Consider the following 13720-nt stretch of genomic DNA (forward strand, 5'->3'; position numbering starts at 1 on the left):
ATAGCAGCACAGCGTGGGCAGTTGGCGATCCCTAAGTGAGACGAACGCAACGACGGGGGAAGCGTGCGATGACGGATCAGTCGGGTCAGCGGGTTCAGCCGGATCAGGAGAACGGGGCGGAGGCGGTGCACGGGACGGTCGAGGCGGGCTGGGAGTCGGTACGGGTGGAGTTCGAGGCGGTCGTGGCCGCCGAACCTCACAACCCGGAAGCGCAGTTGGCCGTCTACCGGGACGGACGGCAGGTGGTCGACCTGTGGACCGGCGCGCACACCGGCGCCGACACGCTGGGGCCGGTCTACTCCATCACCAAGGGCGCGGCGCACCTCGTGGTGGCGCTGCTCGTCCAGGACGGCGTACTGGAGCTCGACCGTGAAGTCAGCTCGTACTGGCCCGAGTTCACGGGCGGCGGCAAGGAGCGGCTGACGCTGCGCGGGCTGATCGCGCACACCTCGGGCCTGGTCAACACCCCCGAGGGGTTCTCGATCGACGAGCTGGCGGACGAGCCGCTGGTCGCGGCCCGGCTGGCGGCCGGCGACCCGTACTGGGAGCCGGGGACGGCGTACGGGTACCACGCTTTCGTGATCGCCGCGCTGACCGGCGAGGTCGTCCGCCGGGCCACCGGTCGGTCCATCCGGGAACTGTTCGAGGAGCGCGTCCGCGCCCCCTACGGGCTGGACTTCCACATCGGGCTGTCCGAGGAGCTGGCGCGGGAGCGGTGGGCGCCGGTCCTGCCCGCGCTGCCGACCGAGGAGCAGCTCGCGGCGTTCGCGCAGAACCCGCTGCCGCAGGACAGCCTGCTGCCGGTGGCCTTCAACATGCACCGCGAGACCCCGATGGACCTGGTGGAGTACGGCAACTCCCCGCGGATCCGCGCCCTCGGCCCGGCCTCGGCGGGCGGCAGCGCCACGGCCCGCGGGGTGGCCCGCATGTACGCGGCGGCCATCAGCGGGGTGGCGGGCCTGCCGCCGCTGCTGAAGCCGGAGACGGCGGCCGAGTTCGCCCGCGTGCACCTGCGCGGCACGGACCGGGTGACGACCGAGGAGAACCACTTCGGCCTGGGCTTCGAGACGCAGCCCCTGGTGGGACCGCAGGCCTTCGGCCACTGCGGTGCGGCGGGCGGCAACGCGTGGGCGGATCCGGCGACGGGCCTGGCGTACGCCTACACCCGCCGCCGGTTCTTCTTCCCGGGCGGCTCCGCCACCGAGAACACGCGCCTGACCGCCGCGGCGGTCGCGGTCGTCCGCTAGTGCTGCGGCCGGGAAGGTCTGCCGGGTTGCGGCGTCCGGTGCGGTGCGTCGCAAGGCGGAGGATCGCAGCTCGCACTAGACGTACTTGCGCGGTCCGGCAACGCGGCGAGGTGCCGTGCCGGGCGTCGCAACACGGTGAACCTTTCCGGTCACAGCACTAGGTCCGCCAGGTCCCCCCGGCGGCTCGCTGCGGGGGTACCGCTCCTGGCGGCGCTACGCCTGGCCGGTTTCGAAGCGGCTGATCTTGTGGCCGTCGGCGGTGACCTCGAAGCGCCAGGCGGTGCGCATCTCGCCCCAGGTGTCGTTGCGGTACTTCACGATCAGGGACCGGCCGCCGTCGGATTCCTTCTCCACCGCCATGTGGCCGGAGGAGGCGAAGATCTCGCGGTCGGTCCACTCGCGCACGTCCCGGTCGGAGCCGTCGTCGGACATCGTCGCGTCGGGCGTGAGCAGCGCGAAGAGGGCGTCCTGGTCGTGGCTGTTGACGGCGGCGACGAACGCGGCGACGGCCGGGTCGGAGAGGTGGCCGGGGGCGATGGACACGGGGGCTCCCTGGGGTGCGGGTCGAGTGCGGCGTCGGGCCGCGGGCACCCACCAGGGAACACCCGCGGCGGCCGACGGCGGCCGACCCTCACCCGTTCGCCCCGACCGCCGCGTGTCAGACGGCACCCGGGGCGTACGGGGAGCCCGTAGGGGGTGTCAAGAGGCGTCGGGGTTGGTGCGCACCGGGAAGCCGAAGGTGCGGCCCTGCTCCTTCAGCCACGGCAGGACCTGCTCCAGGGCCGAGACGCTCTGGCTGCGGTCGCCGCCGCCGTCGTGGAAGAGGATGGTCGGGCCGTTGCCCAGCTCGTTCCTGACGGTGTTCACGATCGCGGCGGTGCCGGGCTTCTCGAAGTCCTTGGTGTCGACGTTCCAGCCGAGGGGCCGCATCCCGGCGGCCGCGGCGATCCGCCGGCTGTCGGGGGTGAAGGCGCCGCCCGGCGCCCGGTAGTACTCGACCTTCGCGCCCCCGGCCGCGTCTTCGATCATCTTCTTCGCGTCGAGGATCTGCGTCTTCTGGTAGGCGACGGACTTCTTGTCCATCGACGTGTCGTGGGTCATGGTGTGGTCGCACAGCCGGTGGCCGTCCGCGACGACCCGCTTCACCAGGTCGGGGAACTCCTTGGCCTGCGGGCCGATCATGCAGAACACGGCCTTGACCTGGTTCTCCTTGAGGATCTCCAGGATCCTGGGCGTCCACCGCGGGTCCGGACCGTCGTCGATGGTGATGTTCACCGCCGAGCCGCCCGACTCGGAGGCGTGCGCGATGCTCTCCGGCATCCGCACCGGCGGCGCCTGCACCGGCGCCTTCGCCCGCGAGTCCGGCTTCCGGGCCTGCGCCGCATCGGCCTTGGCGGCCTCGGAGTCGGTCAGCACGGCCGCCCCCCACACGGCAAGACTGAGCGCGACCGCCGACGCCGCCACGGCTATGTGCGCGCTGTACTTGCTCTTCATCCCCATGGAATGCCCACTCCCCGCAGCTTCTTGACCGTCTCCCAGATGAGAGACGGTATGCACCGCGGGACGGTTTCACCCAATTCGGACTTGACAAGGGGCACATGACGGGCCGGGGCCGGGACTTCGGCCCCCGCCGACCGGGAGCGGGCGCGACCTGTGCACCGTGCGGGGCCTTCTCGTCGTCGCGGACGTCGATGCGCGCGGCGTCGATGCGCGCGGCGTCGATGCGCGCGGCGTCGATGCGCGCGGCGTCGATGCGCGCGGCGTCGATGCGCGCGGCATGGGTGTACGCGGCATGGGTGTACGCGGCATGGGTGTACGCGGCATGGGTGTACGCGGCATGGGTGTACGCGGCATGGGTGTACGCGGCATGGGTGTACGCGGCATGGGTGTACGCGGCATGGGTGTACGCGGCGTCGGTGTACGCGATGACGGTGTACGCGGCGTATGCCTGCCCGCCGCGGGTCGTGGCGGACGGTCCGGCCTGACGTGGGGAGGGGGTCAGACGGGTGCGGGGGCCTGGAGGGGGTGGATGGCTTCCAGGACGGGGGTGCCGTGCAGGCCGGCGATGGCGGCCAGGCCGGTCAGGCGGATGAGGGCGTCCTGGGCCTGAGGGGCGTCCAGGTCCGCGTCGGGGTTGATCGCGTCCAGGCAGACGTCGAGGACCTTGCGGTCCGAGGAACTGAGTTCGGGGCGCATGGTCAGGGCCGCGGCGGCCAGTTCGCGGACGGCGAGCTGGGGGTCCGGCGGGCCGGGGTGCCTGAATTCGCCGACGGTGTGGTCACCGTGGCGAGTGATCTCGTCACCGAAGTGGATGTTGCTGGTCATGACACACCTGCCGGGGTCGTGGCTCCCCTTCCCTTCCAGCGTAGACCCGCGGGGCGGGCGGGGCAGGTCGGGCGGCGGGCCGGCCGGGCGGGCGGGGCATGCCGGGCCGGACCTGGCGGGTCAGGCGGATCGGGCCGGGCCTGAACCGGGTGGGCCGTGGGGGGGGCGGCCGGTGGGCCGAGCTGGTCAGGCAGGCAGGCCGGGGGGAATCGGACGGGCCGGGCCGGCCGGGTCGGTGGGGCAGACGAGTCGGGCGGGTGGGGCGGGCCGACCCGAATCAGGCCGGCGGGCCAGGCGGCTCAGGTGGTGGGGGGTGTCGGGGGGAGGCGGTCGGCGCGGTAGCCGACCGGGCCGGTCGCTCCGGCTTCGCCGGTCAGGGACAGGTCCAGGACGCGCGGGGTGGTGACGGACTCGCGGGCGGACACGGTGCCGTTGCAGGGGGCGGTCCATTCGGTCTTCGGCCGGGTACCGACCGTGACCCGGACCCGGCCGCCGCCGAGGCAGACCACGGAGAACCGGTACGGGCCGGGCTGCCACGCCGCGTCCACGTCGCCGATGGGCTGCGCCAGGTCCGACACCCCGACCATGACGTTCCGGTCGGCGTCGCCGTCGTCTCCTTCGCCGTGCGCGAAGGCGTACGCGTCGCCGTACTCGCCGAAGCCGATGAGCTGCTTGACGCGGGCGGTGTCGGCCGGGGCGGGGGCCGGGGGCTGGGCTGCCGGGGTGACCGCGTGGGGCCGGGCCGGGCGGGCGGTGGGGGCGTCGGCCGGGGCGGCCGGGCCGGAGGTGCAGCCGGAGAGGGCTGTGAGCAGGGCGAATGCGAGGAGGGGGGTGGCGGTGGAGCGGCGTGTGGTGATCATGGGGGAACGCTAGGCGGGGGCGGTGGGGGTCGGGGGCCGGATGCGGATCTTCTGAGCGGAATCTGAGGATGGCCGCGGTGGAGCGCCGCCGGTGGCGCGCCGCCGCGCGCTGACGCCCCGCACGCCGACCCCACGCCTCACCGGCTTACGCCGCGCCCCCTTTCGCCTCGCGGGCTGCCAGGGCGGCCCGACGTCCTCGACGCGCGTACCGGCCGACGGCGGGTGTTCCCCGGCCTCGCCGCCGAGCACCCCCCGGTCAGTACCTGCCTCTTCGACGGCCGGGCGCACACGTACTGCCAGTTCACGGGCGGGGAGCTGGCCGCGTACGAGGGGGTTTCGGGGCGCCGGATCTGGCAGCGGGGCGGACGCTCCGGTGACGGCACGTACCCGCCGGTGATCCTGAGTGCCCGGCACGGCCTGTTGTACGCGGTCGAGGGCCCCGGCAGGCACCGGGTGCTGGGCGGGCTGACCGGAGCCGTACGGGAACGGCGGGCGGGGGCCGCGCCGAGCCTCGTCAACGGGTTCGCGGGACTGGCGGAGACGGACCCCGGCGCCCACGACTCGCCGCTGATCGCGCTCCGGACCCTTCGCTGACTTCTCGTCACCATCCTTGAGCTGCAGCGCAGTCGGGTTCGTAACCTGTCGTGCCCATTACGCGGGTGGCCCGCCCGGGCCGCCGCTATCGTCGGTGCGACGCGAAGGCACGATCGTGGGGGTGGCGTGTGTCAGGGAGACCGGTACGGGCGGGTGGCGGGGGTGGCGGCGGGCTGGGGTGTCTGTCGTTCGTCGGGTTCCTCTTCGCGGGGTATCTGCTCGGCCTGCCGGCCGTGCTGCCGCTGCTGATCAAACCCCCGGACGACGGGCCGCGGCCCACGCTCATCCTGAACCCCGTGCTGTGGCTGGTCTCCCTGCTCACCGCGGTCCTGCTCGCGTGGATGGCCGGCGGGCGGGGCCCGCTGAAGCCGAAGCGGCTGGCCGTGCACACCGCACTGCTCGGCGGCGGCGCGGCGCTGGCGGTGTTCGGCGGGGCGTTCCTCGGCGGCCTGCTGGAGGAGAAGATCCGTACCGGGCTCGCCGGTGAGGGCGCCGAGGACATCGACTTCTTCGTCTCGTTCGTGACCGCGCTGGTGGAGATCGTCGCGGCCGGGATCGTCACGCTGGTCGTCTTCCAGGCGGTCCGCAGCCGGTACGCGCCCGCGGCGCCCCCCGGCCCGTGGATCGGGCCGCGGACCGGTCCGCGCCGCGCGCCGGCCGTCGCGATCGTGCCGCGCCCGGCGGAGGTGTGGGTGGCGGAGGTCCCGCTGCGCGAGGACCCCGGCCGGACGCTGCGGCACTACTGCGTGATCGTGCACGCGCACGCCACGCACGCGAGCGTCCTGCAGATCACCAGCCAGGACAAGGACTACCGCCAGGACCACATCCGGATGCCGAACGACGGCTGGGACTTCAAGTCCGGCAAGGCCCACTGGCTGGAGATCGGCCGGCCGCCGCGCGAGGTCCCGTACGGGAACTTCCTCAGCCACCGGCCGCAGGGGATGTGCCCGGAGTCCACGTGGCGGGAGATCGCCCGGGCCCACCTGGAGCGGTGAGCCGGGGCTGGGGGTTGGGGGTTGGGGGTGGGGGCGCACTTCACCCGGTTCCGGGTCCCAGGCCACGACCTCGGCGCCTTCGGGACATCAAGGCGGGGAAGGCCGACCACCTGCTGCAGCGGGTCAGGCGACGGGGATGGTGCGGGACTGGTGGCCGCCCGGGTGCTTCGGGGCCCAGGCGGGGGGCGCGGCGGCCTCCTTCGGGTCCGGCTCGCGCATCGTGACGCGCCAGCCGTCCGCGCCCGCGAGGCGGACCTCGAACTCCTTGGTCCGGGCCGTGTCGTGGAAGTACACGACGACGACCTGGCGCTCGGAGCCTTCGTCGTAGAAGTCGGCGGTGACCTTGCCCCGTGCCGCCTTCCCGCCGAACGTCCTGATCCAGTTGGCGGCCGTCTTCGCGGCGTCGGCATCCGCGTCGTCGGCATCCGCGTCGTCGTCGGCCGCGAGCGCTTGGAGGCCGTCCGTGTTCTCGTCGGCGAGGTGCCAGAGGAGTTCCTGGGTGATGCGCAGGGAGCCCGCGGAGGGGTAGCCGACGACGGCCAGCGGCTCGTGGTCCGCGTACGCCTGCGCGTACCCCGCCCCGCCGTCGCCGCCACCGGCGCCGAACGCGTCGCCGGGTGCGCAGCCCGCGAGTGCGAGCGCGATCACGGCCGCGAGCGCCGCGCCGACGGCCGCCACCGCCTTCCCGCCCCGATGTGCATGCATGCGGCCACCGTAGCGAGGGGCGATAACCCCTGGCACAGGACCCCTTACGCATGTCAGAGTGTGATCACCGAAGGGGCGTAGCTCAGATGGCCAGAGCGCCGGTCTCCAAAACCGGATGTCGCAGGTTCGACTCCTGCCGCCCCTGCCAGTGCATTACCGCAGGACCTCTGGACCGGCCCCCGCCGCACGGCGGGGGCCGGTTCCGTTTCAGTAGAGGGAGACGCGGTACTTGGCGAGGGCCTCCGGGACCGGCTGGTAGAACGTCGTGCCGCCGACCGAGCAGTTGCCGCTGCCGCCCGAGGTGATGCCGAGGGCCTTCGTGCCGTCGTAGAGGGCGCCGCCCGAGTCGCCGGGCTCGGCGCAGACGTTGGTCTGGATCATGCCGCGGACCGTGCCGCCGCCGCTGTAGTGGACGGTCACGTCGAGCCCGGTGACGGTGCCGCTCTTGGTTCCGGTGGTGGAGCCGCTCCGCTTGACCGGTTCGCCCACGTAGGCGTTGGCCGCGGTGAAGCCGCCGGGGTGGCTGAGGGCGGTGTTGGCGTAGCGGACCAGGGCGTAGTCGTTGCCGGGGAAGCTGGAACCGGTGGTGGGGCCGACCAGGGTGCTCTGTGCGGAGTTGGTGTACCAGGTCTTGACGACGTTGCCGCAGTGGCCGGCGGTGAGGAAGGAGTACGTGCTCCCGCTCACGACGTTGAACGCCACCGAGCAGCGGTAGCCGCTGCCGTAGACGGCGTCGCCGGGGCCGAGGAGGCGGGTGAAGGTGCCCGGGGCCCGCTCGATGCGCAGGGCGCCCGCGTCGGCGCCCGCGGCCTTGCGGATCCTGGCGAGGGCGGCTTCGCCGACGGTGCTGTCGGCGGTGACGACCACGGTGCCGGTCGCGTGGTCCACCCGCCATGCGGTGCCGCCCACGTCGGCTCCCAGGACGGCCCGGTCCACGGCGGCGAGCCGGGCCGCGCTGTAGGTGTGGGGCGCCGCCTGGGCGGTGGGCAGGGCGAGTGCGGTGGCCGCGACGAGTGCGGTGGCGACGGCCGCGAACGCGGCGGCGCGGGCCTTGCGGGCGGGGGAAGCGGTGCGCGTGATCCTCACGAATCTCCTCCTCGGAGCGTCGGGACCCGGTGGGTGGCCGGGACCTGTGAGGCGCAGTCATGTTCGGCGCGCTGATTGGCGCGATGATTGGCGCGTTCATGACATGTGCGCTGCGGAGAGGAGTATGTCCGCGCGCCAGGGCCCGTGCAAGAGGCCCGCGCAGTGATCCCGGAGCCTGCGGGGTCCGTGCGCTCCGAGGACGGCGCCGGACATGCCGCATCATGTCCGGGTGCAGTATGCGGAGGAGTTCGGCGAGGCCGACACGGGGGAGGAGCCGGACGGTCCCGGGGTGCCGCAACAGCGCACCCCGGAGTACCTGTCCGCGCAGCTGATAGCCGCCCAACAGGGCGACGAGGGAGCTTTTGAGGGGGTTTTCCGGGCAGTTCAGCCGGGGTTGCTCCGCTACCTGACGGTTCTGGTCGGTGCGGAAGCGGAGGACGTGGCGTCCGAGGCCTGGTTGCAGATCGCACGCGATCTGGGCGGGTTCCAGGGGGATTTCGACGGGTTCCGCGGCTGGGCCGCGACGATCGCCCGCAACCGGGCGATGGACCTGCTCAGGGCCCGGCGGCGCCGGCCGACCGGCAGCGTACCGGTGGAGGAGTTGCTGGGGCGGGCCGCCGCCGACGACACGGAGGGCACGGCCCTCGCCGGAGCGGGCACGGCCGCCGCACTGGCCCTGATCGCGCGACTGCCGCAGGACCAGGCGGAGGCCGTGCTGCTGCGGGTGGTCATGGACCTGGACGCGCAAACCGCCGCGAAGGTGCTCGGCAAGCGGCCCGGCGCGGTGCGGATGGCCGCCCACCGGGGCCTGCGGAAGCTGGCACGGCTGGTGGAGCAGAACCCGCTGCCGGGCTCGGGGCCGAGCGCTGGGGCGGCTGGCGCCGGGGCGAGCCCTGGAACCGGCGCCGGGGCGAGCGCCGGGGCAGGCACGGGCCCGGGTGCGGATACGGGCCCGGGTGCGGGCTCGGATGCGGGCACCGGCTCGGATGCGGGCGCGGCGCCTGGCGCCGGTGACGGCACGGCTCCGGGCTCGGACGCGGGCTCCGATGCCGGCGGGGGGAAACCGCCGGAAAAAAATTCCGCCGGATCAGTGACATCCACGCAGGCCTCAACGCTGAAGGGCTTGAGATGAGCACCAACCGATCCCGCCGGATCGACCACGACACGGCCGAGCAGCTGCTCGACGGGCGCGGGGTCGGCGCGGCGGACGGCCACGAAGCCCTTGCCGGACTGCTCGCCGCCGCAGCCGCTCCGGCGGCGGACGGCGAACTGACCGGTCAGCGGGCCGCCATGGCCGCGTTCCGGGCGGCTCGTCTCGCCCCTGTTCCCGTCCCCGTCCCCGCGGCCGGTCCCCTTGCGGAGTCCGGCCACGGCCCGGCCGCCGTCACCGCGGCACCCGTAGCCGTACCCGTACCCGTACCGAGAGGAACCCGGAGGCAGCCGATGTCCTTGGCAGCGCTGGCGCAGCTCCTGAGCGCGAAGGCGGCGATCACCCTCGCCGTCGGCACCACGCTCGGCGGCTTCGCCCTCGCGGCGGGCACCGGCCACCTGCCCGGCGGGCTCGGCTCCGAGGCGGGTCGGCCCGGTCCTGCCGCAACCTCCGGCCCCGGGGCGACGTCCGGGCCGGACGCGGGCGCCACGGCGGAGCCGGGCGCGACGTACGCCCCGCTGGTCGGGGCCGGGGCCGGGGCCGGCGAACTCGCCGAACTCTGCCGCCGGTACGCCCTGCTGAGCGGGGCCGAGGCGGCGCAGGCGCTGGACGGTCGCCGGTTCGCCCCGCTCGTCGCGGCCGCCGGCGGACCGGACGACGTGCCCGGTTACTGCGCTCAGGTACCGGCCGGGAGCGACGGCCCGAGTACGGGGCCGAGCGGCCGGCCGACCCCGGCGGCCTCACCCGGTACCCCGGGCAAGCACCCGCCGGCCGGCCACCCGAGCCCGGGGAACCGCGGGCACGGCAAGGGGCAGGGCAAGGGGCCCGGCCGTCCCAAACCCGATCACCCTGCGCCCCGTAGTACCCGTCCCGCGCACACCCCCCGCAGTCACCCGGCCGACCCGCCGGGCGATCGGGGCGGCGGCCCGCCCGCCACGGGCCGCGATCCGGGGCACCGCCCGAAACGCTGACGGGCCGGCCGGGGATGTCCCGTACATCCCCGGCCACCGCCCGCCCGTACGACCGCACACACGACACGTCCAGCCCGTACGCCCCGGCCCTCCGGGGATGTAGGGGCTGGTCCCCGGTCCGGCCTTCCCCAGCCGCGACCCCCGAACCGCAGAGGCCTCCCACCCATGCAGCCACCCCCCGCCCCGGCCCCGGCCACGGACCCGGGCACCCTGCCGATACCCGTAGTCCCTTCGGACCCGGGCGCGTCGTCGAAAGCCGCGACCCCCGCTGACGGGTCGCACCCGCATCCGTCGCCCGCCCGCGCATCGGCCATGAAGGAACCGGACGCGAAGACACCGGTCCTGAAAGCACCGGGCGTGAAGGCATCGGGCGGGGAGGCACCAGGTGGGGAGGCGCCCGGTGGCGGGGCGCCGGGCGTGGGCGGTTCCGCCACGAGCGGGTCCGCTTCGGACGAGCCGCACACGGGCGAGTCCGCCACGGACGGGTACGCCACAGATGGGCCGGAGGCCCGGCCGACAGGCGCTCACGGAGCGGTGGCGTCCGCCGCGGGCGAGGCGAGCCCGGTGTTCGTGGACGCCTCGGGGCGCCGCCCGCGCACGGTCCGCCGGATCGGCCGGCTGCTGGTGGTGCCCGCCGCCGCCTACCTGGTCGTACTCGTCAGCACCCTGCTCGGCGGGCCCACCCTCGACGTGCCGTTCCTGCCGCTGCCCCCGCCGCTCAAGGCGCTCAAGGCGGCCGAGCCCGCCGCCGATCCGACCGACCGGCCCTCCTCCCCGGACCCGGGACTGGTCCCGCGCCCCGACCAGGTCCGGCCCGCCGAGGGCCCCGACGTGTCCGCCCGGCCCGGAATCTCTGGTTCCGCAACTGCATCGCCCCAGGGCACCGGCACGGCCACCGCCACCACCACTGCCTCGCCGTCGGCCACGGTCTCGGGGAGCACCTCGCCCACCCCGTCACCCACCGGTACGGCCACGGCCACGGCCACGGCCACCGCCACGCCCACCGCGGAGCCGTCCCCGAGCCCGACCAGGCGGCACGGCCGCCCGGCCACCCCGCCGGGACAGGCCCGCAAGCCCACCCCCAAGCACTGATCGGCAGCGCGCACCGCACACGGCACACACACCGCACGGCCTCCGCCGGTACGCCCGCACGGCCCGGCCGGTACGCCCCCGCACCCCGCCCGGCCCCCGGCCGGTGCGCCGCCTGACCCCAGCCCGCCGCACCGTCACTCCCCGTACCCGGTCACTCCCGTACGGGACCGCCCGTACGGGACCGCCCGTACGGGACCGCCCGTACGGGACCGCCCGTACGGGATACCGCGCACTCAGCCGACCCCGTACGGGCAGCCCCGTAAGGCCCCGCCCGTACGGGCAACCCCGTAAGCCCGCGGGGGTACGGGCCCCGTACCCCCTACCCCCTACCCGTACATCAGCCCTCCCCCCTCCCCTCCCCCACCAGAACGCAGCAGGCAGGAACCCCTCTTGTTCACCATCCGCCGTCGCCGCCGCAGAGCAGACGGGCCAGACGGGCCGGCGTCCGGCCGTGCCCCCGTGCGCGCCATCACCCCGCGCACGCACTGGCTGCTGCTCGCCACCCTCGTCCTCACCCTGTCCGCCGGGCTCCTGATCCAGGGCTACTCCCGGCACATGTTCGACGGCACGGCGGACGGCGCCGTCACGGCGGAGGGATCCTCCGCCGGTGTGCCGGAGCGGGTCGCGGGCGGCGGCCCGGTGATCGAGGCGACCGGCGGCCGGACCGCCGCGCCGGCCGCCCGTACCATCGCCCTCACCTTCGACGACGGCCCGGACCCCGTCTGGACCCCGAAGATCCTCGACGTGCTGCGCCGCCACCAGGTCAAGGCCACGTTCTTCGTCGTCGGCACCCGGGTCGCCGAACATCCCGGACTGGCCCGCCGGATCGTCGCGGAGGGGCACCAGATCGGCGTCCACTCCTTCACGCACGCCCACCTCGGGCAGGCTCCCGCCTGGCGGCGCTCCCTGGAGCTGCGCCAGACCCAGCTGGCCATCGTCGGGGCCACCGGGGTCACCACCCCGCTGCTCCGGCCCCCATACTCCTCCTCGAACGGCGCGCTCACCGACGCCGACTGGAGCGCCGTGGCGCAGGCCGGCCGCGAGGGCTACCTGACCGTCCTGACCACCCTCGACAGCGAGGACTGGAAGCGGCCCGGGGTCGCGCGGATCGTCGCCAACACCACCCCCCGGGGCAGTGCCGGACAGATCGCGCTCCTGCACGACGCGGGCGGCGACCGCACGCAGACCGTGGCGGCCCTCGACGTGCTCGTGCCCCGGCTCAAGGCCTCCGGGTTCCGCTTCGCCACGGTCGGCGAGGCCGTGGCGCTGCCCGCCGCCGAGCGGGCCGCGCCGGCCGCCGAGCACTGGCAGGGCCGGGCCCTGGTCGCCGCGCTGCGCAGCACCGATCTGGCCCTGGACGTGCTCACCTGGCTGCTGTGGGCGGCGGGCGCGATCAGCCTGCTGCGGGCGGGGGCGGTGTTCGTGGCGGCCCGTCGGCACGTACGGCTGCGGCGCCGCGGGCCGTGGGGCGCGCCCGTCACCGAGCCGGTGAGCGTCATCGTGCCCGCGTACAACGAGAGCGCGGGTATCGAGGCGGCCGTGCGCTCGCTGGTGGCCTCGGACCACCCGGTCGAGATCATCGTGGTGGACGACGGCTCCACCGACGGCACCGCCGACCTCGTCGAGGCCCTCGCGCTGCCCGGCGTACGGGTCATCCGGCAGGCCAACGCGGGCAAGCCCGCCGCGCTCAACACCGGTATCGCCGCCGCCTCCTGCGAACTGCTGGTCATGGTCGACGGGGACACCGTCTTCGAGCCCGACGCGGTACGGATGATCATCCAGCCGTTCGCCGACCCGGGGGTCGGGGCGGTCTCCGGGAACGCCAAGGTCGTCAACCGGGGCGGCCTGCTGGGCCGCTGGCAGCACATCGAGTACGTCGTCGGCTTCAACCTGGACCGCCGGCTGTTCGACCTCGCCGAGTGCATGCCCACCGTGCCGGGCGCGGTGGGCGCCTTCCGGCGGGCGGCGCTGGTGCGCGTGGGCGGGGTCAGCGACACCACCCTCGCCGAGGACACCGACCTCACGATGGCCCTGTGCCGGGACGGCTGGCGGGTGGTCTACGAGGAGCGCGCCAAGGCCTGGACCGAGGCCCCGGCCTCCCTCGGCGCCCTGTGGAAGCAGCGCTACCGGTGGTGCTACGGCACCCTTCAGGCCATGTGGAAGCACCGCGGCGCGGCGGTGCAGGGCGGTCAGGCCGGGAAGCTGGGCCGGCGCGGACTCCTCTACCTGCTGCTGTTCCAGGTCCTGCTGCCGCTGCTGGCGCCCGTCGTGGACGTGTTCGCCGTCTACGGTCTCGTCTTCCTCGACCCGGTGCGCATCCTGGGGCTGTGGACCGCCTTCCTGGTGCTCCAACTGCTGCTGGGCCTGTACGCGTTCCGCCTCGACGGGGAGCGGCCCGGCCCGCTGTGGAGCCTGCCTCTCCAGCAGTTCGTGTACCGGCAGCTGATGTACCTCGTCGTGATCCAGTCGGTGTACACGGCGATCGCGGGCTCGCGGCTGCGCTGGCAGCGCATGGAACGGTACGGCAGCCTGCCACCCCAGCCGGCCGGGGACGGCCGGGAGGCGGGGGCGGGAGCCGGGGCCGGGGCGGGAGCCGGGGCCGGGGCGGGGTAGCGGAGCCGGGGCCGGATGGCGGAGCCGGGGCCGGGGCCGCCCTGGACACGACGCGCTTCCGAGGGCGGCAGAGCGGTGCCGG

At 74.6% G+C, this 13720-nt stretch carries 14 protein-coding genes and 1 tRNA gene; 9 read left to right on the top strand and 6 right to left on the bottom strand.

Features of this window, described 5'->3' with window-relative positions:
* The first annotated feature begins 68 nt into the window (after nucleotides 1-68).
* Nucleotides 69-1247, top strand: coding sequence for a serine hydrolase domain-containing protein (locus OG764_RS14000; RefSeq protein ID WP_328968758.1), 1179 nt, complete (start codon nucleotides 69-71; stop codon nucleotides 1245-1247).
* 213 nt (nucleotides 1248-1460) lie between these two features.
* Here OG764_RS14000 and OG764_RS14005 read toward each other — a convergent pair whose 3' ends face one another.
* Both OG764_RS14005 and OG764_RS14010 read right to left on the bottom strand, forming a co-directional pair.
* Nucleotides 1461-1790, bottom strand: a complete 330-nt coding sequence (locus OG764_RS14005) for a nuclear transport factor 2 family protein (RefSeq protein WP_328968759.1) — start codon at nucleotides 1788-1790, stop codon at nucleotides 1461-1463.
* A gap of 156 nt (nucleotides 1791-1946) precedes the next feature.
* Nucleotides 1947-2747 (bottom strand): polysaccharide deacetylase family protein, encoded by an 801-nt coding sequence (locus OG764_RS14010; protein WP_328968760.1) that lies wholly within the window; start codon nucleotides 2745-2747, stop codon nucleotides 1947-1949.
* 191 nt (nucleotides 2748-2938) lie between these two features.
* Here OG764_RS14010 and OG764_RS14015 point away from each other — a divergent pair, with 191 nt between their 5' ends.
* Nucleotides 2939-3232, top strand: a complete 294-nt coding sequence (locus tag OG764_RS14015) for a hypothetical protein (RefSeq protein WP_328968761.1) — start codon at nucleotides 2939-2941, stop codon at nucleotides 3230-3232.
* Between the two features lie 13 nt (nucleotides 3233-3245).
* Here OG764_RS14015 and OG764_RS14020 read toward each other — a convergent pair whose 3' ends face one another.
* Both OG764_RS14020 and OG764_RS14025 read right to left on the bottom strand, forming a co-directional pair.
* Nucleotides 3246-3572 (bottom strand): hypothetical protein, encoded by a 327-nt coding sequence (locus OG764_RS14020; protein ID WP_328968762.1) that lies wholly within the window; start codon nucleotides 3570-3572, stop codon nucleotides 3246-3248.
* 299 nt (nucleotides 3573-3871) lie between these two features.
* Complete coding sequence (locus OG764_RS14025; protein ID WP_328968763.1) at nucleotides 3872-4432, bottom strand: hypothetical protein; 561 nt, start codon at nucleotides 4430-4432, stop codon at nucleotides 3872-3874.
* A 222-nt stretch (nucleotides 4433-4654) separates the two neighbouring features.
* On the opposite strand from OG764_RS14025, the gene OG764_RS14030 reads away from it, so the two are divergent.
* Entirely contained in the window at nucleotides 4655-5026 is a 372-nt protein-coding gene (locus OG764_RS14030) for a hypothetical protein (RefSeq protein WP_328968764.1), read from the top strand.
* Between the two features lie 128 nt (nucleotides 5027-5154).
* On the top strand, nucleotides 5155-6021 hold the full coding sequence (locus tag OG764_RS14035) for a hypothetical protein (protein ID WP_328968765.1): 867 nt from the start codon (nucleotides 5155-5157) through the stop codon (nucleotides 6019-6021).
* 123 nt (nucleotides 6022-6144) lie between these two features.
* Here OG764_RS14035 and OG764_RS14040 read toward each other — a convergent pair whose 3' ends face one another.
* On the bottom strand, nucleotides 6145-6726 hold the full coding sequence (locus OG764_RS14040) for a hypothetical protein (RefSeq protein ID WP_328968766.1): 582 nt from the start codon (nucleotides 6724-6726) through the stop codon (nucleotides 6145-6147).
* 71 nt (nucleotides 6727-6797) lie between these two features.
* On the opposite strand from OG764_RS14040, the gene OG764_RS14045 reads away from it, so the two are divergent.
* Nucleotides 6798-6874: transfer RNA gene (locus OG764_RS14045), tRNA-Trp, on the top strand.
* 59 nt (nucleotides 6875-6933) lie between these two features.
* Here OG764_RS14045 and OG764_RS14050 read toward each other — a convergent pair.
* The gene (locus OG764_RS14050; RefSeq protein WP_328968767.1) at nucleotides 6934-7812 is read right to left on the bottom strand and encodes a S1 family peptidase; all 879 of its coding nucleotides are present in this window, start codon (nucleotides 7810-7812) and stop codon (nucleotides 6934-6936) included.
* 289 nt (nucleotides 7813-8101) lie between these two features.
* Between OG764_RS14050 and OG764_RS14055 the strand changes: the two genes are divergently transcribed.
* The 4 genes from OG764_RS14055 (at nucleotide 8102) to OG764_RS14070 (ending at nucleotide 13638) form a co-directional block, all read left to right on the top strand.
* The gene (locus OG764_RS14055; protein WP_328968768.1) at nucleotides 8102-8944 is read left to right on the top strand and encodes an RNA polymerase sigma factor; all 843 of its coding nucleotides are present in this window, start codon (nucleotides 8102-8104) and stop codon (nucleotides 8942-8944) included.
* Entirely contained in the window at nucleotides 8941-9933 is a 993-nt protein-coding gene (locus tag OG764_RS14060; RefSeq protein ID WP_328968769.1) for a hypothetical protein, read from the top strand. Before OG764_RS14055 ends, OG764_RS14060 begins: the two co-directional genes overlap by 4 nt.
* Nucleotides 9934-10467: 534 nt before the next feature.
* Entirely contained in the window at nucleotides 10468-11025 is a 558-nt protein-coding gene (locus tag OG764_RS14065; protein ID WP_328968770.1) for a hypothetical protein, read from the top strand.
* Between the two features lie 459 nt (nucleotides 11026-11484).
* Nucleotides 11485-13638 carry a bifunctional polysaccharide deacetylase/glycosyltransferase family 2 protein gene (locus OG764_RS14070; protein ID WP_328968771.1) on the top strand — a complete coding sequence of 718 codons (2154 nt, stop codon included), beginning with the start codon at nucleotides 11485-11487 and terminating at the stop codon, nucleotides 13636-13638.
* Nucleotides 13639-13720 lie beyond the last annotated feature (82 nt).

Source organism: Streptomyces sp. NBC_00239, assembly GCF_036194065.1.
Classification (GTDB): domain Bacteria; phylum Actinomycetota; class Actinomycetes; order Streptomycetales; family Streptomycetaceae; genus Streptomyces.

Coding starts and splice junctions, on each gene's coding strand:
- OG764_RS14000 (WP_328968758.1), top strand. CDS start 69: ATGACGGATCAGTCGGGTCAGCGGGTTCAGCCGGATCAGGAGAACGGG.
- OG764_RS14060 (WP_328968769.1), top strand. CDS start 8,941: ATGAGCACCAACCGATCCCGCCGGATCGACCACGACACGGCCGAGCAG.
- OG764_RS14040 (WP_328968766.1), bottom strand. CDS start 6,726: ATGCATGCACATCGGGGCGGGAAGGCGGTGGCGGCCGTCGGCGCGGCG.
- OG764_RS14025 (WP_328968763.1), bottom strand. CDS start 4,432: ATGATCACCACACGCCGCTCCACCGCCACCCCCCTCCTCGCATTCGCC.
- OG764_RS14020 (WP_328968762.1), bottom strand. CDS start 3,572: ATGACCAGCAACATCCACTTCGGTGACGAGATCACTCGCCACGGTGAC.
- OG764_RS14010 (WP_328968760.1), bottom strand. CDS start 2,747: ATGGGGATGAAGAGCAAGTACAGCGCGCACATAGCCGTGGCGGCGTCG.
- OG764_RS14015 (WP_328968761.1), top strand. CDS start 2,939: ATGCGCGCGGCGTCGATGCGCGCGGCGTCGATGCGCGCGGCGTCGATG.